The organism is Roseomonas gilardii (assembly GCF_001941945.1).
GTDB lineage: Bacteria > Pseudomonadota > Alphaproteobacteria > Acetobacterales > Acetobacteraceae > Roseomonas.
Map to the genome: position 1 here is coordinate 4,291,578 of NZ_CP015583.1, position 25,426 is coordinate 4,317,003.

Consider the following 25,426-nt stretch of genomic DNA (forward strand, 5'->3'; position numbering starts at 1 on the left):
GCTCAGCCCCAGGCTGGGAAAGGGTCCGGCAGCCGGGCCCAGGCGCGCGGCCCGTGCCGCATCTCCGCATCGGTCAGCAGGCAGGCATCGAGTTGCCGGCGCAGCGCCGCCTCGTCCATGCCGGCGCCGATGAAGACCACCTCCTGCCGCCGGTCGCCGAAGGGCTCCCGCCACTGGGCACGGATGCCGTCTCGCCATTCCGGGTCCCCGGGCCAGCGGGCGGGGTCCACGGCCGCGAACCAGTGGCCCGCCGCCTCGTGCCGCCCGACCTGCCCGGCCAGTTGCCAGGAGCCCGCCCAGCCCATGCGCGTGGCCAGCCAGAAGAAGCCCTTGGCCCGCACCACGCCCGGCAGGTCGGATTCGATCAAGGCCTTCCACCGCGCCGGATGCAGCGGGTGCCGCGCCCGCCAGACGAAGGAGCGGATGCCGAACTCCTCGCTTTCCGGCAGGTGCCCGCCCGCCAGGGCCTGGGCCCAGCCCGCCGCGCGCTGCGCCCGCGCGAAGTCGAAGCGCCCGGTTCCCAGCACCTCGGGCAGCGGGACGCGGCCATGGTCGGCGGCGAGGATGGCGGCCGTGGGGTTGAAGGTGGCGAGCAGCGCGGCCAGCCGTTCCCGCTCCGCCGCGTCCATGCGGTCGGTCTTGTTGATCACCAGCACGTCGGCGAACTCGACCTGCTCCACCAGCAGGTCCACCAGCAGCCGGTCATCCTCCTCGCCCGCCGTCTCACCCCGGACGCGCAGCGTGTCGGCGGAGCCGTAGTCGCGCAGGAAGGCCGGGCCATCGACCACGGTCACCATCGTGTCCAGCCGTGCCAGGTCGCCCAGGCTGCGCCCCGCCTCGTCGCGGAAGTCGAAGGTGGCCGCCACCGGCATGGGCTCCGCGATGCCGGTGCTCTCGATCACCAGCGCATCGAAGCGCCCTTCCCGCGCCAGGCGGGCAACCTCCACCATCAGGTCCTCGCGCAGGGTGCAGCAGATGCAGCCGTTGCTCATCTCCACCAGCTTCTCGCTGGTGCGGGTCAGCGTCCCATCCGCCGAGGGCGTGCCGGCGACGAGCGCGGCGTCGATGTTCACCTCGCTCATGTCGTTGACGATGACGGCGACGCGCCGGCCCTCGCGGTTGGCGAGGATGTGGTTGAGCAGCGTCGTCTTGCCCGCCCCCAGGAAACCCGAGAGCACGGTGACGGGGAGGCGTGTGTCAAAGGTCATGGAGTGGAATCCGTCCGGCTTCGTCGAGGCAGAGGAGCAGCCGGGGCACGGGCACGCCGTCCATCGGCGGGGATCGGTGCACCAGCCCGCGGCCGGGCGCGGCGGGATGCGCGTCGCCCTTGAGGATCGCGGCATCGCCGGTGCCCAGGCGCGCGGGCACCGGGCCGCCTTGCGGGTCATGGGCACGCGCGGCTTCCGCCCCGAACAGGGGAAGCCATTCCGTGCCTGCCCCGGCATAGGTGCAAAGCAGGCGCAGCCCCACCGCATCGGCATGGAAGAGGCGGCAGGCATCGCCGGTGATGCCCTCCAGCCGCGCCCGGAGGCGCTTCCGACCCAGGATCACGGAGAAGCTGACGCAGAGCCAGCGGATGTCGCGCAACAGGGCGGGCGGCAAGGGCGCCGGCAGCTTCGCGGCGAGGCGGAGGGCGCAATCCTCGGCCAGATCCTCCACCACCATGCGGAAGGGGGCGAGGCGCATCAGGGGCCGCAGGACACCGGGTTCCGGCGGCGGGCGCTGCCAGATGGCAAGCGGCACGTCGGGCCGGCGCACCTCCATCAGCACACCGGGATCGGCGGCGGCCAGGATGCGGAAGGCGCCTTCATCGGGCGCTGTCAGGGCTTCGCTGAGGAACACGCCCTGGGGTCTATATGTAATGTTATAATATTACAATACCCGGCCCGCATTCGCGGCGGGGAGAACCGGGGCGCGCCGCCCCGGGACCAAAGGCTCCCGCTACCAGCTCCGCAGTCGGCGCAGGCGCGGGGTCTTCTTGTGCTGGTGCTCGTCCATGCGTCCGAGCAGTGAGTCCAGCTCGGCGATGGCGCGGTGCAGATAGGGGCCCTTGTTCAGCATGACGCATTCGGCCCGCGCCGCCATCGCGGCGTCGGTCATCTCGCCGCGCGAGGGCGCCCCCTTCTTGATCAGCCGCTCCAGCACCTGGGTCGCCCAGATCACCGGCACATGCGCGGCCTCGCCGAGCCAGAGGATCTCCTCCTGCATCTCCGCCATCCGGGCGAAGCCGATCTCCACCGCCAGGTCGCCGCGCGCGATCATGATCGCCGTCGGCTGCTGCCCCGCGGCGCGCGTCAGGATGGCGGGCAGGGCACGGACAGCCCGCGTGGTCTCGATCTTCAGGATCAGCGACAGGCTCCGCCAGTCATCGGGCCGGCGGCGCTCCAGCTCCTCCTGCAACAGGGCCACGTCCTGGGCCGACTGCACGAAGGAATAGCCGATGCCGTCGGCATGCTGCGCGACGAAGTCCAGGTCCTGCCGGTCCTGGTCGGTCAGCGCGGCGCAGTGCAGGTCGGTATCGGGGAAGTTGATGCCCTTTTCCGGCTTCAGCTTCACGCTGCCGCCCGCCGCGGCGGTGACGCGCGCCACCACCCCCCAGGGCTCCACCCGCTCGATGCTGGCGCCGAGCTTGCCGTCATCGATGAAGAGCCGCTCCCCCGGCCGGACCATGCCCAGCACCCCGCCCAGCGTGCATTCCACCGACGCACGGACCCCCTCCGGCGCCACCGCCCCGATCCCGCCGGGCGCGGTGACGACCAGCCGGTCGCCTTCCGCCACGCGATGCGCGCCGGCCACCCGCACCTCGCCGGTGCGGATCTTCGGGCCGCCCAGGTCCATGATCACCTTCATGCGCCGGCCGGTGGCGGCCTCGGCCGTCCGGACATGCGCGATCATGCGCTGCCAGGCCTCCCGCCCGTCATGGGCGCAGTTGATCCGCACCGCCTCGACGCCGCGCTCGGCCAGTTTCCGCATGAAGGCGGGATCGTCGGCGGCCTCGCTCGGGCAGGTGACCAGCAGATGCACGGGCCGTTGCGGCGAGGCCGGGCCCAGCACCGCCCGCGTCCGTTCCGCCAGCCGGCGCTCCCCCTCGAAGAAGGCTGCCGGCGACACCAGCGGCTCCTCGGCCGGCCGTCCGGCCAGGGCCGCGAGAGCGCGTTCCACGCTTTCCAGCACGGGCAGCACACGGCTTTCCAGCCGGCCCAGCGAGGACAGGCCCAGCAGCATCAGCGGCCGCTGCAAGGGGCGCAGATCCCGGTGCCGCAGCGCGAGATAGCAGGCAAGGTTCTCCGCGCCCGGCCGGAAGTCGGGCTGGTGGAGCGAGCCCTCCCATTGCCGCACCAGGCTGCGCCCTTCCTCGCGCACCGCCTTCAGCAGGGCCCGGATCTCGGCATGCAGGACTGGCACATCCACCGGCAGGTCCTCTCCGGGGAGCGGCTGCCCTGTGGCTTCGGAAGACCGGGCGGGATCATCGGACATGCGGCGTCTCCTGCGGGACAACCACCTTTCTAGCGCAGCCCGCCCGGCTCCCGCGTGAAGCTGACGTGACGCGCCGGATCAGCCCCGCTTGGCCTGCGCCGCCATGCGCACCGTGGCGTTGGCCGCACCGAAGCCGGTGGCGCCACGGCGCTCGATCATCTCGAAGAAGAAGCGGTGCTCGAAGGCGCGCAGGTAGAAATGCAGCAGCTCACCGCCCGCATCGCGGTCGTAGAGCACGTCATGCTGCTGCAGCTTGCGCAGGAACTCGTCGTCCAGCCCCCATTTCGCCTGCAGGTCGTCGTAGTAGTTCGCCGGCACGGAGAGGGTTTCCGCCCCGCGCCGCCGCACGTCGCGCACGCTGGCGAAGATGTCCTTGGTGTCGAAGGCGATGTGGTGCACGCCGGCCCCGGCGAAGGCGGTGACGAAGCGGCCGGTGGAGGTCTTCTGCCCCTCCGAGATGTTCAGCGGCAGGCGGAGCGTGCCATTGTCGGACACCACCGCGCGGCTGCGCACCAGTCCCTGCGGATCGGCGAGATCCCAGATCGACTGCGGCTCCAGCCCGAAGACGCTGCGCCAGAACAGCACCGCGGAATCCATCGTGCCGTTGGGCAAGGCGAGCGCGATGTGGTCGCAGCCGGTGAGGCCGCTGTCGGCGACCTCCGTGCCTTCCTCCAGCATCACGAAATCGTCCTGCCAGCTCCCCTCCCCGGGGCGCGGCGCCTCGACCAGCAGGATCAGCGTGCCGTCGGTGTTGCGGATGCCGGAAATCGGCAGCTCGCCCTCGCCCCGGTGCTCCTGCCAGTCGGAGCAGAGCAGCTTGCGGGCGCGCGTCAGCGTCTGCCCCACATCGTCCACCCGCACGGCGAAGGCGCAGACCGAGGGGCCATGGAGCTGGAAGTGCTCGGAGGCGGCGCTGTCCTGCTCGCTGTTCAGCACCAGGGAAACATCGCCCTGGCGGTAGAGGTCCACATCCTTGCTGCGGTGCCGCCCGGCGCGGCGGAAGCCGGTGCGCTCCAGATAGGTGGCGAGCTTGCGCCGCGCGCCCTCGTCCACCGCGAATTCCAGGAACTCCACCCGCTCCACCACCGGCGGCGGCGGCAGGTCGAGCACGCCGGTGCGGGATTCGGTGAAGATCAGCGAGCGCAGCCCGTCGCGCGCGTTGGTGCGGGCCGGCAGGGTGCGGAAATCGTCGTTGAAGATTTCCAGCGACAAGGGGCCGCGATAGCCGGAGGCCACCACCGCGCGGGTGAAATCCTCCACCGGCAGGTCGCCCTGGCCGGGGAAGTTGCGGAAATGCCGGCTCCAGGACAGCACGTCCATGGTCAGCTTCGGCGCGTCGGCGAGCTGCACGAAGAAGATCCGCTCGCCGGGCACCTGGGCGATGCCGGAAGGATCGTCGCCCAGGGAAAGGGTATGGAAGCTGTCGAGGATCAGCCCCAGCGCCGGGTGATCCGCCTCCTGCACCACCTTCCAGGCATGGCTCCAGCGCCGGATGTTCTGCCCCCAGGCCAGGGCCTCGAAGCCGACGCGCAGGCCCCGCTTCGCCGCCCGCTCCGCCATCTCCCGCAGGTCGGCTGCGGCCCGGGCATCGTCGTCCAGGCTGTGCGGCTGCGTGTTGGAGCAGACCAGCACGAGATCCGTGCCCAGGGCCTGCATCACGTCGAACTTGCGCTCGGCGCGGTCCATGTTGCGGGCGCGCTGCGGCTCCGGCATGGATTCGAAGTCGCGGAAGGGCTGGAAGATGGCGATCTCCAGCCCCAGGTCGCGCGCCGCCTTGCGCACATCGGCGGGCGTGCCCTCGAAGGTGAGCAGGTCGTTCTCGAAGATCTCCACCCCGTCGAAGCCGGCCGCGGCCGCCGCTTCCAGCTTGTCGAGCAGGTTTCCGCTCAGCGAGACCGTGGCGATCGAGCGCGCGAAACGCGACTTCGTGGGCAGCATGGCTGTCTTCCGGATGCTCGGGGCGGTATGCTCAGGCCGGCCCGCTCAGTTCAATGGGCGGAGACCTGCGGGATCTTCAGCATATCACGGGCCTGCCGCGCCGTCGCGACCGGCCGGTCGTACTGCGCGCACAGTTCCGCCACCCGCTTCACGAGCTGGGCATTGCTCTCCGCCAGGGTGTTCTTGTCCCAGCGGATGTTGTCCTCCAGCCCGGTGCGGACATGGCCGCCCATCTCCAGCGCCCAGTGGTTGACCTCCAACTGGTGGCGGCCGATGCCAGCTGCGGTCCAGGTGGCGTCGGGCAGCATCTCCCGCAGCTTCTGGACCTCGAACTCCAGGATGTCGCGCTTCGCCGGCAGGGCGTGCTTCACGCCCAGCACGAACTGCACATGCGGCGGCGGCTTCAGCAGCCCCTGGTTCACCATGTCCACCGTGTTGTAGAGCATGGCGAGGTCGAAGGCCTCGATCTCCGGCTTGATGCCATAGTCGAGCATCTGCTGCGCCAGGTGGCGCACGAAATCGGGCGGGTTCTCATAGACGATGGTGGGGAAGTTGACCGAGCCGGTGGCGAGCGAGGCCATGTCCGGCTTCAGGTAGAGCATCGCCCCGCGCTGGTCCATCGAGCGGCCGCGCCCGCCCGTCGAGAACTGGATGATGATGTCCGGGCAGTGCTTGCGGATGCCCTCCTGCAGGGCCGCGAACTTCTCCGGGTCGGAGGAGGAGCTCTCGTCCTCGTTGCGGACATGGACATGGACCAGGGTGGCCCCGGCCTCATAGGCGGCCTGAGTGGATTCCACCTGTTCCGGAATAGTGATCGGAACGGCGGGGTTGTCCTTCTTGCGCGGCACCGAGCCGGTGATGGCCACGCTGATGATGCAGGGCTCGCCCATGGTTCCGTTTCCTCCCTGGTCCCGTCCGTTCCCCGGACGCCTTCGATCAGACTTTCTCGATCAGGGCCGCGATGCCCTGGCCGACGCCGATGCACATGGTGGCGATGGCGCGCCGGCCGCCCAGCGTCTCCAGCGCGTTCACCGAGGTCAGCGCGATGCGCGCACCCGATGCGCCCAGCGGGTGCCCCAGCGCGATGGCGCCGCCATGCGGGTTCACCTGCGGCGCATCATCGGGCAGGCCGAGGTCGCGCGTCACCGCCAGAGCCTGGCTGGCGAAGGCCTCGTTCAGCTCGATCACGTCGATCTCGCCGATCGACAGCCCGGTGCGGGCCAGCAGCTTCTTCGTCGCGGGCGCCGGGCCGAAGCCCATGATGCGCGGCTCGACGCCGGCGGTGGCCATGCTCACCACCCGGGCGCGCGGGGTCAGCCCGTATTTCCGGGCCGCCGCCTCGCTGGCGATGATCAGCGCCGCGGCGCCGTCGTTCACGCCCGAGGCATTGCCCGCCGTGACCGTGCCGGGGTTGCGGAAGGGGGTCTTGAGCTTGGCCAGGCCCTCCAGCGTCGTCTCGGGACGCGGGTGCTCGTCCACCTCCACCACCGTGTCGCCCTTGCGGCCGGGGATGGTGACGGGGATGATCTCGCGGGCGAAGAAGCCCGCCTCCTGCGCCGCCCTGGCCTTCTGCTGCGAGCGATAGGCGAAGACGTCCTGGTCCTCGCGCGAGATGCCGAACTGCTCCGCCACGTTCTCGCCCGTCTCGGGCATGGAATCCGTGCCGTAGGTCTTCTTCATCATCGGGTTGACGAAGCGCCAGCCGATGGTGGTGTCCTCGATCTTGGCGTCGCGCGAGAAGGCCGTCGCCGCCTTGCCCATCACGAAGGGCGCGCGGGTCATGCTCTCCACGCCGCCGGCGATCACCAGCTCCGCGTCGCCGGAGCGGATCATGCGCGCCGCCGTGCCCACGGCATCGAGGCCCGAGCCGCAGAGCCGGTTCAGCGTCGATCCCGGCACCGCCACGGGCAGGCCGGCGAGCAGCACCGCCATGCGGGCCACGTCGCGGTTGTCCTCGCCCGCCTGGTTGGCGCAGCCGACATAGCAGTCGTCCACCGCCGCCCAGTCCACGCCCTTGTTGCGCTCCACCAGGGCGCGCAAGGCATGGGCCAGCAGGTCGTCCGGGCGCACATCCTTCAGCGCGCCGGCATAGCGGCCGATCGGGGTGCGGACGAAGTCGCAGATGTAAGCGTCAGCCATGGTTCGCTCCCCTCTCAATCGGCCCTGTGCAGCTTCGCGCCGGTCCGGGCCTGAAGCGTCTCGAAATCCAGCCCCGGCACCATCTCGCGCACCACGAAGCCCTGCTCCGTGATGTCGATCACCGCGAGGTTGGTATAGACCCGCGTCACCGCGCGCCCGGCGGTCAGCGGATAGGAGCATTCCTCCACCAGCCGCGGCCGCCCGTCCTTGGTGGTGTGCTCCATCACCACCCAGAGGCGCTTGGCGCCCACCGAAAGGTCCATGGCCCCGCCCACGGCGGGGGCGCTGTCATTGGCCGAGGTCGCCCAGTTGGCGATGTCGCCGTTCTGCGCCACCTCGAAGGCCCCGAGCACGCAGAGGTCCAGGTGCCCGCCCCGGATGATCGAGAAGCTGTCCGCGTGGTGGAAGAAGCTGCCGCCCGGGGTCAGCGTCACATACTGCTTGCCCGCGTTGATCAGCCAGGGATCGACCTTGCCCTCCTCCGGCGCCGGGCCCATGCCCAGCAGCCCGTTCTCGGAATGGATCACCACCTCGTGGCCCGCCGGGATCTGGTCGGCCACCAGGGTCGGCACGCCGATGCCCAGGTTCACGTACCAGCCCTCGGGAATGTCCTTTGCCACGCGCGCCGCCATCTGCGGGCGGCTGAGCGGCTTGAAACTCACCGTCTCCGACATGTCTCGCTCCTCCGCCTCAGCTCTGGGGGTCGCCATAGGGCACATGCACCACGCGGTCGGTGAAGATGCCGGGCGTGACGATGGCCTCCGGGTCCAGTCCCCGCTCATCCTCGCAGAGATGCTGGGTCTGCACGACGGTGCATTTGCCCGCCATGGCCATCACCGGATTGAAGTTCCGGCCGGACTCCCGATAGACGAGGTTGCCCCAGCGGTCCGCCCGCCAGGCCTCGACCAGCGCGACGTCGCCCGGCAGTGCTTCCTCCAGGATGCAGGGGCGGCCATTGTACTCGCGCACCTCCTTGCCCTTGGCCAGCAGCGTGTTGGCGCCGGTCGGGGTGAAGAAGGCCGGCACGCCCGCGCCCGCGGCGCGCATCCGCTCGGCCAGCGTGCCCTGCGGCACGATCTCGAGCTCGATCTTCCCGGCCTTGTACAGTTCCTCGAAGACCACGGAGCCGGAGGAGCGCGGGAAGGAGCAGACGATCTTGCGCACCCGCCCCAGCTCCATCAGCTTCGCCAGGCCAGTGCGCCCGGTGCCGGCATTGTTGGCGACGACGGTGAGGTCCTTCGCCCCCTGCTCCGCCAGCCCCTCGATCAGGGCATTGGGCTGCCCCACCGGGCCGAAGCCACCGATCAGCACGGTGGACCCGTCCTTGACCCCTTCCAGCGCCTCCGCGATCGAGCGGACGAATTTGTTGATCATGCGGTCTTCCCGTTGCGGCGCGGAAGGGTCGCCGCCTGCTGCAGCACCCGGTCGATGAAGAGGCTGGTCGCGCCCAGATAGCCAGCCGGATCGGTGAGGGCCTCGATCTTCTCCCGGTCGAGGCGGGAGGACACCTCCTCCTCCCGCGACAGCGCCTCGGCGAGGGGGACACCCTCCTTCAGCGCCACGTCGCAGGCATGGTGGACGGCATGATGCGCCTGCTCGCGCCCCAGCACGGGGGCGAGGCCCATCATCACCGCCTCGGCCATGATCAGCCCGCCGGTGCTGTCGAGGTTGCGGCGCATGCGCGCGGCATCCACCGTCATCCCCTCGGCCACCAGCACGGCCTGTTCCAGCGTGCCATGCGTCAGCAGCAGGCTCTGGAAGATCGCCAGCGGCTCGGCCTGCCAGGGGCCGGTGCCGCGCTCCTGGTCGTGCGGCAGGGCGGCCAGCATCTGCGGCACCAGCGCGCCCACCCCGCGCGCCTGGGCGATCACGTATTCGCAGGCGATCGGGTTGCGCTTCTGCGGCATGGTGGAGGAGCCGCCGCGCCCGGGGGCATGCGGCTCGGCCACCTCGGCCACCTCGGTCTGCATCAGCAGCATGAAGTCTGTGGCGAACTTGCTGAGCGAGCCGGTCAGCAGCCCGCACCAGGAAACCAGCTCGGCGAAGCCGTCATGCGCGACATGCCAGGGGATCTCCGGCTCGGCGAGATCCAGCTCCCGCGCCAGGCCGGCCAGCACCTCCGCCCCCCGGTCGCCCAGCGAGGCCAGCGTGCCCACCGCGCCGCCGAACTCCACCCGCAGCACGCGCGGCCGCAGCTCCGCCAGCCGCTCCCGCATCCGCAGCAGGGGCGAGAGCCAGACGGCGCATTTGTAGCCGAAGGTCACCGGCAGGGCGTGCTGGAGATGCGTGCGCCCGGCCATCACCGTGCCGCGATGCTCCTCGGCCCGCGCCGCCAGCGCGGCGCAGACCCGGTCCAGGTCCCGTTCGATGATCGCCAGCGCGTCGCGGATCACCAGCACCGTGGCGGTGTCGAGGATGTCCTGGGTGGTGGCGCCCCAATGGGTCCAGCGGCCGGCTTCCGCCCCGGCGGCCTGGGAAAGCTGCTTCACCAGCCCCACCACCGGATAGCCCGTGTTGCGGGTGGAGACGGCGAGGGCGGCCATGTCGAGATTCCCGACCTGTGCCGCCGCGGTGATGGCGGGCGCGGCATCGGCGGGGATCAGCCCCAGCCGGGCCTCGACCCGGGCCAGCGCCGCCTCCACGTCGAGCATGCGCTGCAGCCAGGCGCGGTCGCCCGCCGCCTCGCGCAGCGCCTCGCTGCCGTAGAGCGCGCCGAAGACGGCGCTGTCGGCCGGGTTGACGGTCACGGCGCTTCCCCCGCCATCTCCGTCAGCGCCTTCTTGGCCAGCTTCAGCGCATGGTTGGCCACCGGCACGCCGGCATAGGCGCCGACCTGGAGCAGCACCTCCGCGATCTCCTCCGGCGAGACGCCCGTGTTGCGCGTGGCGCGGACATGCAGGACGAACTCGTCCTCCCGCCCCAGCGCCGCCATCATGGCCAGGGTGAGCAGGGAACGCGTGTGCCGCGGCAGGCCAGGGCGGGTCCAGATCTGCCCCCAGACATTGCGCGTGATGTAGTCTTGGAAGGGCTGGTCCAGCGGCGTCACCGCGGCGCTGGCGCGGGCGACATGCGCCTCGCCCAGCACGGATTTCCGCACCGCCAGCCCGGCGGCATAGGCATCGCCCGCCGCGACCGGCGCCTGGGCGGTGAGGAAGCCGCGCATGGCGGCGACCACCGCCTCGGGGCGCTCCATGGTCGGGATATGGGCGGTGTCGGGGATCACCTCCAGCCGCGCGCCGGGGATGGCGTCGCGCAGCGCCTCGGCGCTGGCCAGCGGCGTCGCCTGGTCGCCATCGCCCACCAGCACCAGGGTCGGCACGCTCAGGCGGCGGGAGGTCTCGGTCAGGTCGGCGGCGGCGATGGCCTCGGCGGCACCGGCATAGCCCTCCGGATCGGTCCGGCGCAGCATGGCGCGCAGAGCGTCGGTGCGCGGCTCGCCCAGCGAGGCCGGGGTCACCCAGCGCGCCACCACCGTCTCCACCAGGGGCGCCATGCCCTCGGCCCGCACCGTGGCGGCGCGGTCGATCCAGCCCTGGGCGGGGGGGATGGCCAGCGCCGTGTCCACCAGCGTCAGGCTGCGCACCCGGCCCGGCGCCTGGGCGGCGAGAGACTGGGCGATCATGCCGCCGATGGAGATGCCGGCGACATGCGCGCTCTCCACCCCCATCAGGTCCAGCAGGCCCAGCATGTCGCGGGCCATGCCCTCGATGCTGTAGGGGCCGGGGGTGACGCCGCTCATCCCATGGCCGCGCAGGTCCGGGCGGATGACGCGGTAGCGGTTCGAGAAGGCTTCCGCCGGCTCCTCCCAGATCCCGGCATTCGTGCCCAGCGAGTGGAGCAGGAGCAGGACCTCACCATTGGCGGGGCCGGAGACCTGTGCCTGAAAGGTGTTGCCGTCCAGACGGAGAAACATCGTGAGCCTCCCGAAAGCCTAGCTGGGACAAAGCCGCCCGGTCACGGCTTCGCCCTTTCGCGCCGGCTCCGCAAGCCCCCTCTTTCGGAAAGATTTTCCAGAAAAGGGGCCCAATGCTCTCCCCGGCGCCGGAGTTCCCCGGGGATCAGCCCGGCCTGTTGCCCACCATCTCCGCGAAGTGCCGCAGCATACGCTCCGGATCGGGCTCCCGCCCGGTGAAGAGGCGGAAGGCCTGCACCGCCTGGAACACAGCCATGCCGCCGCCGCTCAGCGTGCGGCAGCCCAGCGCGCGGGCGGTGCGGAGCAGCTCGGTTTCCAGCGGGAAATAGACGATCTCGGACACCCAGAGCGCCGGGCGCAGCAGCTCCGCCGGCAGCGGCAGGCCGGGATGCGCGGCCATACCGGTCGGGGTGCAGTGGACCAGCCCGTTCGCCGCTGCCATGGCGGCGGGCAGGTCGGCGCAGGCCACCGCGCGGCCCGCGCCGAAACGCTCCGACAGCGAGGCGGCGAGCGCCTGGGCGCGGGCGGGGTCCATGTCCTGGATGGAGAGCTGCCCGACGCCCATGGTCAGCAGCGCATGCGCCACCGCCGCCCCGGCCCCGCCGGCACCGAGCTGCACCACGCGGTCCAGCGCGACGCCCTCCATGTTGCGGCGGAAGGCCTCGGCATAGCCGGACCAGTCGGTGTTGTGGCCGATCCGCTTTCCGTCGCGCAGCAGCACGGTGTTCACCGCGCCCAGCGCCGCCGCATCGGGGGAGAGTTCGTCCAGCAGCGGGATCACCGCCTGCTTGCAGGGATGGGTGATGTTCAACCCGGTGAAGCCCATGCGCTCCGCCGCCTGCAACAGTTCCGGCAACGCCTCTACGCCCAGGCCCAGCGCATGCAGGTCGATCAGCTTGTACTGGGAGCGCAGGCCCTGCTCGTCGCCCTCGCGCTCATGCATCGCCGGGGTGAGGGAGGCCTGGATGCCGTGGCCGATCAGCCCGCAGAGAACCGCCTGGTGTGCCATCACTTGCTCTCCCCGATCAGGCGCGCGACCCGTTGCAGTGCCAGCGTGTAGCCCTGGGTGCCGAAGCCCGCGATCACGCCGCTGGCCGCCAGCGTCACATAGGAATGATGCCGGAAGCTCTCGCGCTGGTGCACGTTGGAAATATGCACCTCGATGATCGGCCCCTCGAAGGTCTTCAGCGCATCGAGGATGGCCACCGAGGTATGGGTGAAAGCGGCCGGGTTGATCACGATGCCCGCCGCCACCTCCCGCGCCTCGTGGATCCAGTCGATGATCTCGTATTCGCGGTTGCTCTGGTGGAAGCGGATTTCCAGCCCCAGCCCGGCGGCCGTCTCGCGGCAGGCCTGCTCCACATCGGCCAGGGTTTCATGGCCGTAGATCTGCGGCTGTCGCTTGCCCAGCAGGTTCAGGTTGGGTCCGTTCAGGACATAGACCATGCGTGTCACTGGACATTCTCCCTATCGGGTCCCGGAACCCATGGCCGCCCGGCCTCCGGTCCGGCTGCCCGGGCTGAGGTAGCCCGGATGTGGACTAACCGGTTAATCCAAGTCAACGGAAAACTCTCTCATTTAGATGTCTTCATACTCCCGCACACGGCCGGGAGCGATGGTCAGGCATTGCTCTGCCACGGGCCTCGCCCGGCGAGCCGGCCGCATCCGGCTGAACCGAAAAGGACCGGCGCCCGGCTTCGGTCCCTGGGGGCGTAAAGGGCAGCGGGGAGTACCAGAGGAGCGGGCGGCGATGCCCTCCGGGAGCAGTCCCGGGACGCCAGGGCCGGAAGCCAAGGCGTCATCCCAGCCCACGATCCTCAGATCAGCCCGAGTTCCCGCAATTCGCGGCGCAGGCGCGGCGGTAGGGCGTCCAGCCCTTCCGCCACCGTGCCATCCGCCGGCAGGTCGGCCGGGGCGGCTTCCGGTTGCAGGTAGCGCCAGCCCTGGAAGGGCTTCTGCGGGCGCATCTCCACCGGCACCAGCTCCGGGTCGAGCACGAGGCCGACCTGGGCGCGGCCATCGGCGGTCTGGCCCTCCTCCAGCCCGACCAGCCTTTGCCGGACGCGCACGAAGCCTGCCACCACCCAATAGATGGAGCCACCGGCCAGGAGCTCCCCGCCCCGGCGCGGGATCATCCGCGTCCAGTGGCGCAGCGGCGGCTGTTCGGCGAGGCGGCGGGCCTGGATCTGGCGCAGTTCGGCCACGTCCTTCGGGCCGACGGAGAGCTTGATGAGGTGCAGCACGGTGGCGCCCATCTGCGCCGCCCCGCCGCCATCGGCAAGGTCCATCGGTGCCGGCCATGACGGGGCAGGGGCACACGGGACGCAGATGTGATGGCTTACGGGGGCGCCGGACGGATTGCGCCACGGCATAAGGGGGACCAAGGCGGTCCGCCTTCCGGGGCGGGCGGCCGCATGGTCATGGGGCGCCTCCGGGATGGGATGGCGCGCGGCGGGTTGGGGCCGGCATCTGCCGAGCCGGAGGAGTGGCGAAGCGATGGACCGGGACAGGCTGGAGCGGCACGAGATCGGCAGCGGGGCGCTGCGGGCAGTGATCTCGGTGCAGGGCGCCGAGCTCCAGTCCCTGCGCGACGCCTCCGGCGAGGAATGGCTCTGGCAGGCGGGCCCCGCCTGGCCGCGCCATGCGCCGGTCCTGTTCCCGATCGTCGGCCGCCTGCCGGGCGACACGCTGCGCCACGCGGAGGGAACCCACCGGATGACGCAGCACGGCTTCGCCCGGGACCGCCGCTTCACCTGGCTCGCCCTGACCGAGACGGCCTGCGCCCTGCGCCTGACGGAGGATGCGGAAACGCTCGCGGCCTATCCCTTCCCCTTCACCCTCGACGTCGCCTTCGCCGTGGCCGAATCCGCGCTGGCCTGCACCGTGACGGTGGCCAATACGGGCGAGGCGCCCATGCCCTTCTCGGTCGGCGCCCATCCGGCCTTCGCCTGGCCGCTGCCGCGCGGCGGAGCGCGGGAGGAGCATGGCGTGACCTTCCTGCCCGATGCCGCGGCCCCGCCCGGCACGCTGCGCGACAGCCTGCCGGTGCGGCGGCTGTCCAACGGGCTGCTCGACCGGGCGGAAACCCTGCCGCTGCGCCAGGGCCGGCTGCGGCTGGAGGACGAGCTGTTCCGCAAGGACGCACTGGTGATGACGTGGCTGTCCGCCCATGCGCTGCGCTATGACGGCCCGGGCGGCGCGATGCTGGAGATGGTCTGGGAGGGCTACGAGGATTTCGGCCTCTGGTCCAAGCCGGGCGCGGAGTTCCTCTGCCTGGAGCCCTGGGCGGGCTATGCCAGCCCGCTCGGCTGGGACGGGGAATTCGCCGGCAAGCCGGGCGTGATCTCGCTGGAACCGGGGCGGGCGCGTCGCTTCCACTGGACGGTGACGCTGCGCCCCGCCGGGGCCTGACGCCCCCGCCCCGGCATGCCGCCCTCGTCCCGGAACAGGGCGCGAATCCCGGGCGGAATCCGCCCGCCCTCGATTGACCCGCCGCGCCGGCGGAGTCACGGTCCGCGCCGTTCCAAGACAATCCCGTGACGCCCGGCGCCGCCGCGCCGGCGTCCGCGCAACGAGGACACGACGTGACCGAAACGCCCCTGGATGCGATCAGGCGATACGAGGATGAGCTGATCGCCATCCGCCGCGACATCCATGCTCATCCCGAGACCCGCTTCGAGGAGCATCGCACCGCCGCGCTGGTGGCGCAGAAGCTGCGCGAATGGGGGATCGACGAGGTCACCGAGGGCGTGGGTGGCACGGGCGTGGTCGGCACGCTGCGCGGCACCCGGCCGGGGCAGCGCGCGATCGGGCTGCGCGCCGACATGGATGCGCTGTTCATGGAGGAACAGACCGGGCTGCCGCATGCCTCCACCGTGCTGGGAAAGATGCATGCCTGCGGCCATGACGGGCACACCACCATGCTGCTCGGCGCGGCGAAGTACCTGAGCGGGAACCGCGACTTCGCCGGCACGGTGCAGCTGATCTTCCAGCCCGCGGAGGAGGCGGGGACCGGCGCGCCGGCCATGATCCGCGACGGGCTGTTCGAGCGTTTCCCCTGCGATGCCGTCTACGGGATGCACAACAGCCCCGGCATCCCGGTCGGGCAGTTCGCGATCCGCCCGGGGCCGAACCTGGCGGGGGCGGATTTCTGGGGCGTGACCTTCACGGGCACGGGCGGGCATGGCGGCGCCGCGCCGCACCTCGCCACGGATGCGACGGTGGTGCTGGGGCATTTCCTGCTGGGCGTGCACACCATCGCGGCGCGCTCGCTGGCGCCGACGGAACCCGCCGCGGTGAGCGTCGGGCATGTGCATTGCGGCACGCCGGAATCGCCGAACGTGATGCCCTCGCGCGTGCTGGTGCGCGGCACGGCACGGTATTTCGAGCCGAAGACGCAGGAGACCATCCGCCGCCGCCTGCGCGAACTGGCCGAGGGGCTGGCCGCGACCTATGGCGTGACGGCGGAGCTGGACTACCAGCCGCTCTGCATCCCCACCGTGAACGACGCGGAGAAGACCGAGGTGGCGCGCGCCGCCGCCGGGGCGGTGGTGGGCGCCGCGAAGGTCGGGGAGATCCCGATGAGCACGGGCGGCGAGGACTTCGCCTTCATGCTGCGCGAGAAGCCGGGAGCCTTCATCCGCATCGGCAACGGATCGAACCCGGACGGTAGCTTCCACAACGTCCACACGCCGCTCTACGACTTCAACGACGAAGCCCTGGCGCTGGGCGCGGCTTATTGGGCGAGCCTGGTGCGGCGGGAGCTGGGCTGGGCGGACGAGGAGGCGGCGAAGGCGGCCTGACGGCCACGCGATGCCTTCCATGGCCCGGCGGCGCCTTGGCGGCCGGGCCCGTTTTCCCGGCGGGTGGGGTATGTCGCGCCACGCCGCCAGGGCTGCCGGAGCCGCCGCCCGGCCCCGAAACCAGAAAGAACACGGCTGATGATCAAGACAGTCTCCCGCCGCGCGGCGCTGCTCGCCTCGCTGTTCCTGCCCCTCTGCGGCACGCTCGCGGCGCCCGCCGCCCGGGCCGAGCCGCTGTCGCTCGCGGTCAGCGCGCCGCCGGCCAGCATCGACCCGCATTACTACACGCTGACACCCAGCATCATGCTGTCGTCGCACATCTTCGGCCGGCTGGTGCAGCGCGACGAGAATTCGCGCCTGGCGCCGGACCTCGCGGAATCCTGGAAGCTGGTGGACGACACCACCTGGGAGTTCAAGCTGCGGCCGGGGGTGAAGTTCCACAACGGCGCCGATTTCACCGCCGAGGACGTGGCCTATACGCTGGAACGCGTGCCGACGGTGCAGAGCCCCAGCTCCTTCTCCGTCTATACGCGCGACATCGCCGGTGTGCAGGTGGTGGACCCACTGACCATCCGGCTGAAGACGAAGGAGCCTTCGCCGCTGCTGCCGGCGAATCTCGCGAACATCTTCATCGTCTCGCGCTCTGTCGCGGCGAATTCCAGCACGGCGGATTTCAACAGCGGCAAGGCGGCGATCGGCACGGGGCCGTACAAGTTCGTCTCCTACGACCCGAACAACCGGGTGAAGCTGGCGCGCAACGACAGCTATTACGGCGAGAAGCCGGCCTGGGAGACGGTGGACTACCGCATCATCACCAATGACGGGGCGCGCGTGGCGGCGCTGCTGTCGGGCGACGTGGCGCTGATCGACGCGGTGCCCACCGCCGATGCGGCACGGCTGCGCAAGGACGAGCGGCTCGCCGTCGCCGAGGCCGCCAGCACGCGGCTGATCTTCCTCGGCCTGGATGTGGAGCGGCAGGACGGCTCCCCCGACATCACCGGCCCGAACGGGGAGAAGCTGGACCGGAACCCGCTGCGCGACCACCGGGTGCGGGAGGCGCTGAGCATCGCCATCAACCGGCCGGCCATCGTGTCGCGCGTCATGGAGGGCGCGGCGCTGCCCTCCGGCCAGTTCATGCCGCCGGGCGTCTTCGGCTACGATCCCTCCATCCCCGTGCCCGCCTTCGCGCCGGATCGGGCGAAGGAGCTGCTGACCCAGGCGGGCTATCCCAACGGCTTCAGCATCATCCTGCGCGGACCGAACGACCGCTACGTCAACGACGCGCAGATCCAGCAGACCGTGGCGCAGATGTGGACGCGCATCGGCGTGAAGACGCGGGTGGAGGCGCAGCCGCTGGCGACGGTGATCGGGCGGCTGAACCGCTTCGAGGCCTCGGCCTATCTGCTGGGCTGGAGCAACTCCACCGGCGAGCCTTCCTCCTCGCTGAAGGCGGTGCTGGGCACGCGCGATCCGGCGCTGGGGCGCGGGCTGTCGAATTACGGGCGCTATTCCAACCCGGAATTCGACAAGCTGGTACAGCAGGCGCTGGGCACGCTGGACGACAAGGCACGCGAGGGGCTGATGCAGCGGGCGATGAAGATGGCGATGGAGGATGTCGCCATCATCCCGCTGCATCTGCAGAAGAGCGTCTGGGCGATGCGCAAGGGCTATGCCTATACGCCGCGCGCCGACGAGGAAACGCGGGCCACGGGGCTGCGGCCGGCGAAATAGGCGCCCCATCCCCGGGGGAAAGGGGCGGGGCTCCGTTCCCCCGGGAAACGCCATGCCGGACGCGCGGGGCGTGTGGCTGCCTCAGGCGGCGAGCCACTCTGCGAAGCCCGCCGCCACCACCTCGGGCGCCTCCAGCGAGGGCAGGTGCCCGACACCGGGCAGCAGCATGGCCTGCGCGCCCGGCACCGCCTCGGCGATCTCCTGCATCCGCGCGGGCGGGCAGAGCCGGTCCTCCTCGCCGCTGATCAGCAGCACCGGCACCCGGATCGCCGCCAGCCGCGGCCGGCTGTCGGCGCGGTGGATCAGCACCGCCGTCTGCTCCCGCAGCACCGCCGGGCCGAGCGCGTCGGCCATGTCGCAGAGCAGGTCGAAGAGCGCCGAATCCTCCCGCCGCGAGGCGGGCACCGCATCGGGCCAGAACTCGCGCGCCACCATCGTGCGCGCGCCCTCGCGCTCCATCGCCTCCAGCAGCCGGAAACGCGCCGGCGCCTTCTCCGGCGCATCCGGCCGCGCATCCCCGGCCAGCAGGGCGAGGCGGGTGACCCGTTCCGGCGCCTGCGCCACCATCTCCAGCGCCACCATGGCCCCCAGCGCCGCCCCGGCCAGGGCGAAGCGCGGCGGCGCATGGCGCAGCAGCCGCGCCGCGAGGTCGGGCGCGCTGCGCGCCCCGCGCAGCGCCGCCACATGCGCGCCGGCATAGCGGTCCCGCTCCGGCACCTGGTCCCAGAGCCGCTCCTGCAACGGTCCCCAGAGCCGTGCGTCGCACATCAGTCCGGGGAGCAGCAGGAGCGGATCGGCCATGGCGGTCAAACGCTCCGTGCTGCCGCCAGGTTGGCCCGCGCCCCGCCGGCGAGGAAGCCGACATCGTATCCGGGGTTCACGAGCTGGAAGCCCTCCTTCGCCCGCCGCCCCGCCGCCGGCCCGTCGGAACAAAAGATCCCGGCGATCTTGCCGGCGGCACGGCTGCGCGCCAGCACATGCGCGATGGCCGTGGCGGCACGCGTGCCGGCCTCCGGCTCCGAGGAGGGCCGCTCGCCCATCTCGATGCAGAGGTCGTTCGGCCCGATGAAGACGCCGTCGATCTCCGGCAGGGCGAGGATCGCGTCGATCTCCGTCACGCCGCCCCGGGTCTCGATCATCGCCAGCGCCAGGACCTCGTCGTTCGCGCGCTCGAAATAATCCGGACCGCCATAAAGCACGCCGCGCGCCGGGCCGTAGGAACGGCCGCCACGAGGGCCATAGCGGCAGGCCTCCGAGAAGCGCCGCGCCTCCTCCGCCGAATTCACCAGCGGGCAGATGACGCCATAGGCCCCGGCATCGAGCGCCTGCATCACCAGCCCCGGATCGTTCGAGCGCACCCGCAGCAGCGGCTGCGCCGGCGTGGCGGAGATCGCCTGGAGCATCGCCGCCGCGGTCTCGAAGCCGATCAGCCCGTGCTGCATGTCCACGGTGACGCAGTCATAGCCCGCATGGCCCAGCAACTCGGCCGCATAGGGGGCGGGGATGGCGCACCAGCCGTTCATCGCCGCACCGCCCTTGCGGGCGATCTCGCGGATACGGTTCGGGCGCATCAGCAGCCCTCCCGCCCGGTGGCCCGGGCCGGAACGTGCCGGGGAAGGGATCTGCAGGGGGTCGATGCTGACATGGGCGTTCCTTTCCGGCCGCCCGGTCCGGGATGGGGCCGGGGGGGCATGGAAGGCTCTCTCCGAAGGCGTCCGGGCGCAGGCAGCCGGGACGCGGCGCGGGCCTTCCTTGTTCCGCCGAGGCTAGCGCAGGACAGGGCGGCAAAGAAGCCCGCCTCCGCGGATCGCGGCACCGATGCCAAAGGGTCGGACTGGACCCGTTTGCTCCCTGCCCAGCCCGCCCGGTTCCGGGGGAAGCAAGGCCCCACTCCCTGGGGTGGGCCAGAAGGGGTGGTCCAGCGAAAGCCGCCCATCTGGCGCCGCCGGGGCCTATGGCCTGGGCTTTCCGCGGCACCAGCCCAGCTTGTGGGCGCGGTCGACGTTGCAGCGGCGGCAGGCGACGGCGAGGTTGCAGGGGCGGTTCCCACCACCCTGCTTGCGCGGCAGGATGTGCTCGAAGCTCGGCCGGTCGTCCGGGTCCGGCGCATCGGCCTCCATCCGCTTGCCGCAATGGCAGCAGCGGTGGTTCTGCTCCGCCGAAAGCCGCTCGCGCAATCTCGGCGAGTTCCAGTCCACGAAGCCGTGCAGCCGCGCCTCCTCCGACAGCAAGGCCCGGTGATAGGCCTCCCAGTCGTTCACCGCGCTGCTCGTCGGATAGCACTCCCCACGATGCCGCGCCCAGGCGAGGTCACATTCCCGGGCGACCGGATCGGAGGCCGAGCCTCCGCGGCCGGGTGGAAGACCGGCGGCCTGCGTGATCCTGTTCATGCTGCCTGCGCGTGGTCGCGCCTCCCTGCAAGGAGATGGCCGCCATGGTGAAGGGCCTGCGCCCGGCCCCAGGCGAGTAGCTCGTATGGGGATGACCCCCACGGCCCGCGATCGCTGGAAGCGTCATCGCAAACCCTGGCAGCCTCCTCCGTGGCCGGAACCGCTCCTCGCCGGCCACCCTCAGCGGGTGGCGAGCATGGAGTGCCGCGGCGCATGGGGGCCGGTGCCGAAGCCACCGCCCACCGCGCTGGAGCCCGAACCTGAGAAGTCGGTGGGCGAGGCGCCCACGCTGTTCTCTGTCACCATCACCCGCTCGGCGACATAGGGCGAACCGATGCCGATGGCGGAGGAGCCGGAATTGCTGACATTGAGCGGGGTGGCGCCGGCGAGGGCACGGGTGGTGGCCTCGTAGGAGGGGGTGCCGTTCACGCTGGAGGAGCCGGAATTGGAGAAGTCGGTCACCTCGGCCCGCGCGGCCAGTGGGGCGACAGCACCGAGCGAGAGAGCCAGGGCGGCGATGGCGAGGCGGCTGGAGATCCTGGACATGATGGCGTTCCTGTCTTTCCGGTGGGCCTCATTGCCCGTCCGGTGACAGGGATATGGATAATCCTAACTATCTTTGGAACGGGTAAAATTCTGGCGTTTATCATCATTTGAAATGATGGATTCACTCGTTTTGGCCGGTTCGCTCCACAAGGCGCGGCGCCGGAAGGCGGCCGGCGAAAGCCCCTCCTGACGGGTGAAGGCACGCGAGAAATAGGCCGGGTCGAAGCCGAGCTGGAAAGCGATCTCCGCCACGCTGAAAGCCGTGTAGGCCAGCAGGCGCCGCGCCTCCAGCATCAGCCGCTCCTGGATCAGTTGCAGGGGCGACTGCCCGGCTACGGCGCGACAAGCCCGGGTCAGTGTGCTGGGCGTGACCCCCAGGCGCCGGCAATGCTCCGGCAGGGTCAGGTGCTCGGCGAAATGCGCCTCCAGATACGCGCGGAAGCGTTCCACCAGCGCCGATTGCGGCGAGGGTGGCCGGCGGGCCGAGGCTTCTTCCGCGAGGCCGCGCCGCAGCAGCGACAGGATCAGCAGCACCCACCCTGCCATCGCCGTGTTGCGCCCCGGGCCGGTGCGGCGGAACTCCGCCTCCAGTGCCTGGAAGGCGCCGTTCAGGCCCTCCACCAGCGGCTCGTGCCCGGCCAGGCCCAGGCTGAAGGCGCCGGCAGGCCAGGGTTCCGGCATCAGCCGCAGCGCCGAGAGCAGGAGGGAGTCGGTGAGCGTCAGCACATGCCCCGCGCTCCAGGGCGCGAAGCGGAAGCCGTGCACCGCGCCGGGTGGCATGTAGATCAGGAAGGGCGCCTCGAAAGCCTGGGCCTGGCCTTCGCGCAGGATCAGCCCTCCACCCGCCGAGAGCCAGAAGACCTGCCCCAGGGCACGGTGCCGGTGTGGGCGGATATTCCAATCATGCGGGTGGCTCCGGACCATCAGGGTTTCCAGATGCACCGGGTCCAGCACCGGGCGCGGCTGCGCCTCGCCATAAAGGTCGTAGGTGGGGACGGCAGGCGGCATGGCCGGGGCTTCCGGCTCCTCCGGCGCCATGGCGGATGGGGTCGGGGGCATGGCCAGCTTCTCCCGCGCTTTGCCTGGAAAGTCCAATCCAATGCGACAAAATTGCCTTGTTCCGGGCCGCTCCTTTGCGCGATCTCTTCTATAAGATTGAGGATCAGGGAGGCATCCATGCGGCAGCGTACACAGGTCGCCATCATCGGGGCCGGACCGGCCGGGCTGCTGCTGTCCCAGCTCCTGCACTGCGCCGGGATCGACTGCATCGTGCTGGAGCGGCGGGACCGCGCCTATGTGGAAAGCCGCATCCGGGCCGGGGTGCTGGAACAGGGCACGGTCGACCTGCTGGAACAGTGCGGCGTGGCCGCGCGGCTGCAGCGCGAGGGGCTGGTGCATGACGGCTTCCGCGTCGCGCTCGACGGCGAGACCTTCCGCGTGGACATGCGCCAGCTCACCGGCAAGGCGGTGACGATCTATGGGCAGACCGAGGTCACGCACGACCTGATCGAGGCGCATGTGGCGCGCGGCGCGCCCCTGGTCTTCGAGGCCACCGATGTCGCGCTGCACGGCCTCGACGGCGAAGCCCCCTATGTCACCTACCGCCATGGCGGGGAGGAGCACCGCATCGACTGCGACCACGTCGCCGGCTGCGACGGCTTCCACGGCGTGTCGCGCGCCAGCATCCCCGAGGCGCTGCGCACGCATTTCGAGCGCGTCTATCCCTTCGGCTGGCTCGGCATCCTGGCCGACGTGCCGCCCTGCGACCACGAGCTGATCTATTCCAACCACGAGCGCGGCTTCGCTCTGGCCAGCATGCGCTCGGCGACGCGCAGCCGCTACTACGTCCAGGTCTCGCTCGACGAGAAGCTGGAGGACTGGCCGGACGAGCGGATCTGGGACGAGCTGGCGATCCGCCTGGGCGACGAGGCGGCACGCAACATGGTGCGCGGTCCCTCGATCGAGAAGAGCATCGCGCCGCTGCGCTCCTTCGTCAGCGAACCGATGCGCTATGGCCGCCTGTTCCTGGCGGGCGACGCCGCGCATATCGTGCCGCCCACCGGCGCCAAGGGGCTGAACCTCGCGGCCTCGGATGTCGGGCTGCTGGCCGCGGCGCTGATCGCGAAGCATCGTGACGGGCAGGCGGAGCCGCTGGAGACCTATTCCGCCCGCGCCCTGTCGCGGGTCTGGAAGGCGGAGCGCTTCTCCTGGTGGTTCACCAGCCTGACGCACCGCTTCCCCGACATGGACGGCTTCGCGCGGCGCATGCAGATCGCGGAGCTGGACTATATCCGCAGCTCGCAGGTGGCCCGGACGGTGATGGCCGAGAACTATGTCGGCCTGCCGATGGAGATGCCCGTCCTGCACAAGACGCCGCTCGCCGCCTGATCACCGCCGCCCCCCCCCCGCGACCGGTATAACGGTCCGGAGCCGTGCTCCCCGAGCCATGCCGCCGGGGACCGCACGGCTCCGGACCGAAGTCATATCCGGCCCGTCCCATGCCCCCCGGGGACGAGGCCGGGCCGCCCCGACGCCCGACAACGGAAGCCTTTCGAGGAACCCGGAAAGAACACCATGCAGCCAGGCCGCGAGACCGACATCCAGGACTTCCTGGATGCACAGCCCTTCTCCCCGTTCCAGCGGATCATCTTCGCCCTCTGCTTCACCATCGTGCTGCTGGACGGCTTCGACACCGCCGCCATCGGCTACATCGCCCCCTCGCTGATCGCCGAATGGGGCGTCTCCCGCCCGGCCCTGGCGCCGGTGCTGAGCGCGGCGCTGTTCGGCCTCGCCGCCGGAGCCCTGGCCGCCGGGCCGCTCGCCGACCGCTTCGGGCGCAAGGCGGTGCTGACCGGCTCGGTGCTGGTCTTCGGCATCGCCTGCCTGATGTCGGGCTATGCCGGCAGCCTGGACATGCTGGTGGTCTGGCGCTTCCTCACCGGCCTTGGGCTGGGCGCCGCCATGCCGAACGCGGTGACGCTGATGAGCGAGTTCTGCCCGCGCGGGCGGCGCGCCACCATCGTCAACGCCATGTTCTGCGGCTTTCCGCTGGGCGCGGCCTTCGGCGGCTTCCTGGCCGCCTGGATGATCCCGCTCTGGGGCTGGCGCAGCGTGCTGCACCTGGGCGGCGTGGTGCCGCTGCTGCTGGCGGTGCTGCTGCTCCTGCTGCTGCCGGAATCGGTGCGCTACATGCTGGCCAAGGGTGCCCCGGCGGAGCGTGTGCGTGCCGTGCTGCGCCGCATCTCAGCCTCCGCCGACCAGGTGGGCCGCTTCGTGAACCTGGAGACGCAGCAGGCGCAGGCCGGCAAGGGCGGCATCGGCACCATCCTGTCGTCCCGGTTCCTGGTCGGCACGGTGATGCTCTGGATCGCCTATTTCATGGGGCTGGTGATCTTCTACGCCCTGGTGAACTGGATGCCGGTGCTGTTCGGCGATGCGGGCATGCGCCCGGCCACGGCGGCGATGATCTCGGCGCTCTTTCCGCTCGGCGGCATCGGGGCGATCTTCTTCGGCTGGCTGATGGACCGCTTCAACGGCAATTCCATCATCGCCATCGGCTTCCTGCTCACCGCCATCTCCATCGCCGCGATCGGGCAGGTGACGGGCAACCCGCTGCTGCTCGTCCTGGCGGTGCTGGTGGCGGGCACACTGATGAACACCGCGCAGTCCTCGCTGCCGGCCCTGGCCGCGGGCTTCTACCCGACCCAGGGGCGCGCCACGGGCGTTGCCTGGATGCTGGGCCTCGGGCGCTTCGGCGGCATCGCGGGCTCCTTCCTGGTGGCGGAACTGTCCCGCCACCAGCTCAGCCTGGGCAGCCTCTTCCTGGTGCTCGCCGTGCCCGGCCTGATCGCCGCCGCCGCCCTGACCGTCAAGCGGCTGGCCCATCCCATGGCGCTGCCGGCGGCCGAGGCCGGCAAGGACGTCGCACTCGGCCACTGAACGTGGCTGCCACGCCCGGTTGTTCCGGGCGTGGCGACCGGGTTCCGGCCCCGGGTGGAGAGGTGCCGCCTGTCCAGCCGGAACTTCTCCTCTGGCCCCCCGGCCACGGGGGCGAGGCCGGTCCCCGGACCCGGGGCTTTCCGGTGCCTGCGGGGACCGTTCGCGTCATTTTAGGGTTTTAGAGTTTTAGGCATTTAGTCCTTTATCCGGTCTGACGGCCGCAGGCTTTCGCCCGGCGTGCCGGATGATGGTTGCCGTGGCTTCCGCTCCGGAACAGGTGACGCCGCACGGGCGATGTGCGAGGCGGCTGGCTGCCCGTGGCATCTGGAAGATCGGACGGAACAGGGCACGCTGATGTTGCGGCCGGTGCTATCGGTCTGGCTGGGCGGGGCCATGTCCAGCCGGACGGAGATCGCCCGGGGCGTACCTGTGGAAGTGTCGCGGATCGCAGGGTTGCGGGCTGCTTGCTGACTTTATTCCTATGCCACGGGGCGGCCAGGGAAGCAAGAGGCGTTTGCCGTGGCTGTGTCCGGACCCGTGTGGCGGCGGGG

23 protein-coding genes are annotated in these 25,426 nt (G+C 70.9%); 5 read left to right on the forward strand and 18 right to left on the reverse strand.

Translation table 11 applies throughout. The features are described from left to right. Positions 1–2: 2 nt before the first annotated feature. The 13 genes from zigA to RGI145_RS19430 form a co-directional block, all read right to left on the reverse strand. Positions 3–1,208 carry a zinc metallochaperone GTPase ZigA gene (zigA, locus tag RGI145_RS19370; protein ID WP_075799664.1) on the reverse strand — a complete coding sequence of 402 codons (1,206 nt, stop codon included), beginning with the start codon at positions 1,206–1,208 and terminating at the stop codon, positions 3–5. Then, positions 1,198–1,842 (reverse strand): DUF1826 domain-containing protein, encoded by a 645-nt coding sequence (locus RGI145_RS19375; RefSeq protein ID WP_075799665.1) that lies wholly within the window; start codon positions 1,840–1,842, stop codon positions 1,198–1,200. Before RGI145_RS19375 ends, zigA begins: the two co-directional genes overlap by 11 nt. A gap of 99 nt (positions 1,843–1,941) precedes the next feature. Then, positions 1,942–3,477 carry a pyruvate kinase gene (locus RGI145_RS19380; RefSeq protein WP_083670982.1) on the reverse strand — a complete coding sequence of 512 codons (1,536 nt, stop codon included), beginning with the start codon at positions 3,475–3,477 and terminating at the stop codon, positions 1,942–1,944. 78 nt (positions 3,478–3,555) lie between these two features. Then, the gene (locus RGI145_RS19385; RefSeq protein WP_083670985.1) at positions 3,556–5,415 is read right to left on the reverse strand and encodes a bifunctional sugar phosphate isomerase/epimerase/4-hydroxyphenylpyruvate dioxygenase family protein; all 1,860 of its coding nucleotides are present in this window, start codon (positions 5,413–5,415) and stop codon (positions 3,556–3,558) included. Between the two features lie 50 nt (positions 5,416–5,465). Continuing rightward, entirely contained in the window at positions 5,466–6,305 is an 840-nt protein-coding gene (locus RGI145_RS19390) for a 3-oxoadipate:acetyl-CoA acetyltransferase (protein ID WP_075799666.1), read from the reverse strand. A 46-nt stretch (positions 6,306–6,351) separates the two neighbouring features. Then, positions 6,352–7,554, reverse strand: coding sequence for a 3-oxoadipyl-CoA thiolase (pcaF, locus tag RGI145_RS19395; RefSeq protein WP_075799667.1), 1,203 nt, complete (start codon positions 7,552–7,554; stop codon positions 6,352–6,354). A 14-nt stretch (positions 7,555–7,568) separates the two neighbouring features. Next, positions 7,569–8,228 (reverse strand): 3-oxoacid CoA-transferase subunit B, encoded by a 660-nt coding sequence (locus tag RGI145_RS19400; protein WP_083670988.1) that lies wholly within the window; start codon positions 8,226–8,228, stop codon positions 7,569–7,571. A 16-nt stretch (positions 8,229–8,244) separates the two neighbouring features. Continuing rightward, positions 8,245–8,928, reverse strand: coding sequence for a 3-oxoacid CoA-transferase subunit A (locus tag RGI145_RS19405; protein ID WP_075799668.1), 684 nt, complete (start codon positions 8,926–8,928; stop codon positions 8,245–8,247). Continuing rightward, positions 8,925–10,301, reverse strand: a complete 1,377-nt coding sequence (locus tag RGI145_RS19410) for a class-II fumarase/aspartase family protein (RefSeq protein WP_075799669.1) — start codon at positions 10,299–10,301, stop codon at positions 8,925–8,927. Before RGI145_RS19410 ends, RGI145_RS19405 begins: the two co-directional genes overlap by 4 nt. Continuing rightward, complete coding sequence (pcaDC, locus tag RGI145_RS19415; RefSeq protein ID WP_075799670.1) at positions 10,298–11,467, reverse strand: bifunctional 3-oxoadipate enol-lactonase/4-carboxymuconolactone decarboxylase PcaDC; 1,170 nt, start codon at positions 11,465–11,467, stop codon at positions 10,298–10,300. The genes RGI145_RS19410 and pcaDC overlap by 4 nt, the downstream gene beginning before the upstream one ends. Before the next feature lie 145 nt (positions 11,468–11,612). Continuing rightward, positions 11,613–12,476 carry a shikimate dehydrogenase gene (locus RGI145_RS19420; protein WP_075799671.1) on the reverse strand — a complete coding sequence of 288 codons (864 nt, stop codon included), beginning with the start codon at positions 12,474–12,476 and terminating at the stop codon, positions 11,613–11,615. Next, positions 12,476–12,913 carry a type II 3-dehydroquinate dehydratase gene (gene aroQ, locus RGI145_RS19425; RefSeq protein ID WP_208864009.1) on the reverse strand — a complete coding sequence of 146 codons (438 nt, stop codon included), beginning with the start codon at positions 12,911–12,913 and terminating at the stop codon, positions 12,476–12,478. The genes RGI145_RS19420 and aroQ overlap by 1 nt, the downstream gene beginning before the upstream one ends. Positions 12,914–13,284: 371 nt before the next feature. Then, the gene (locus RGI145_RS19430) at positions 13,285–13,755 is read right to left on the reverse strand and encodes a DUF1489 family protein (protein WP_237183140.1); all 471 of its coding nucleotides are present in this window, start codon (positions 13,753–13,755) and stop codon (positions 13,285–13,287) included. A 208-nt stretch (positions 13,756–13,963) separates the two neighbouring features. Here RGI145_RS19430 and RGI145_RS19435 point away from each other — a divergent pair, with 208 nt between their 5' ends. The 3 genes from RGI145_RS19435 (at position 13,964) to RGI145_RS19445 (ending at position 18,000) form a co-directional block, all read left to right on the forward strand. Continuing rightward, positions 13,964–14,878 carry an aldose 1-epimerase family protein gene (locus tag RGI145_RS19435; protein ID WP_075799672.1) on the forward strand — a complete coding sequence of 305 codons (915 nt, stop codon included), beginning with the start codon at positions 13,964–13,966 and terminating at the stop codon, positions 14,876–14,878. A 173-nt stretch (positions 14,879–15,051) separates the two neighbouring features. Further along, positions 15,052–16,269 (forward strand): amidohydrolase, encoded by a 1,218-nt coding sequence (locus RGI145_RS19440; protein WP_075799673.1) that lies wholly within the window; start codon positions 15,052–15,054, stop codon positions 16,267–16,269. A gap of 138 nt (positions 16,270–16,407) precedes the next feature. Beyond that, positions 16,408–18,000 carry an ABC transporter substrate-binding protein gene (locus tag RGI145_RS19445; protein WP_075799674.1) on the forward strand — a complete coding sequence of 531 codons (1,593 nt, stop codon included), beginning with the start codon at positions 16,408–16,410 and terminating at the stop codon, positions 17,998–18,000. Positions 18,001–18,081: 81 nt separating this feature from the next. Here the strand turns inward: RGI145_RS19445 and RGI145_RS19450 are convergent, their stop codons facing one another. The 5 genes from RGI145_RS19450 to RGI145_RS19470 all read right to left on the reverse strand — a co-directional run bounded on the left by RGI145_RS19450 (position 18,082) and on the right by RGI145_RS19470 (position 21,995). Beyond that, the gene (locus RGI145_RS19450) at positions 18,082–18,801 is read right to left on the reverse strand and encodes an alpha/beta fold hydrolase (RefSeq protein WP_075799675.1); all 720 of its coding nucleotides are present in this window, start codon (positions 18,799–18,801) and stop codon (positions 18,082–18,084) included. A 5-nt stretch (positions 18,802–18,806) separates the two neighbouring features. After that, positions 18,807–19,571: an HpcH/HpaI aldolase family protein gene (locus tag RGI145_RS19455; protein ID WP_075799676.1), complete on the reverse strand. Its 765-nt coding sequence runs from the start codon at positions 19,569–19,571 to the stop codon at positions 18,807–18,809. A gap of 381 nt (positions 19,572–19,952) precedes the next feature. Continuing rightward, positions 19,953–20,390, reverse strand: coding sequence for an HNH endonuclease (locus RGI145_RS19460; protein ID WP_075799677.1), 438 nt, complete (start codon positions 20,388–20,390; stop codon positions 19,953–19,955). 180 nt (positions 20,391–20,570) lie between these two features. Then, a complete protein-coding gene (locus RGI145_RS25590) occupies positions 20,571–20,936 on the reverse strand; it encodes a hypothetical protein (protein WP_075799678.1) in 366 nt (121 codons plus the stop codon). Between the two features lie 63 nt (positions 20,937–20,999). After that, positions 21,000–21,995: a helix-turn-helix domain-containing protein gene (locus tag RGI145_RS19470; protein WP_156878612.1), complete on the reverse strand. Its 996-nt coding sequence runs from the start codon at positions 21,993–21,995 to the stop codon at positions 21,000–21,002. 117 nt (positions 21,996–22,112) lie between these two features. On the opposite strand from RGI145_RS19470, the gene pobA reads away from it, so the two are divergent. Further along, positions 22,113–23,324 carry a 4-hydroxybenzoate 3-monooxygenase gene (gene pobA, locus RGI145_RS19475; RefSeq protein WP_075799680.1) on the forward strand — a complete coding sequence of 404 codons (1,212 nt, stop codon included), beginning with the start codon at positions 22,113–22,115 and terminating at the stop codon, positions 23,322–23,324. Between the two features lie 186 nt (positions 23,325–23,510). After that, on the forward strand, positions 23,511–24,875 hold the full coding sequence (locus RGI145_RS19480) for an MFS transporter (protein ID WP_075799681.1): 1,365 nt from the start codon (positions 23,511–23,513) through the stop codon (positions 24,873–24,875). Positions 24,876–25,426 lie beyond the last annotated feature (551 nt).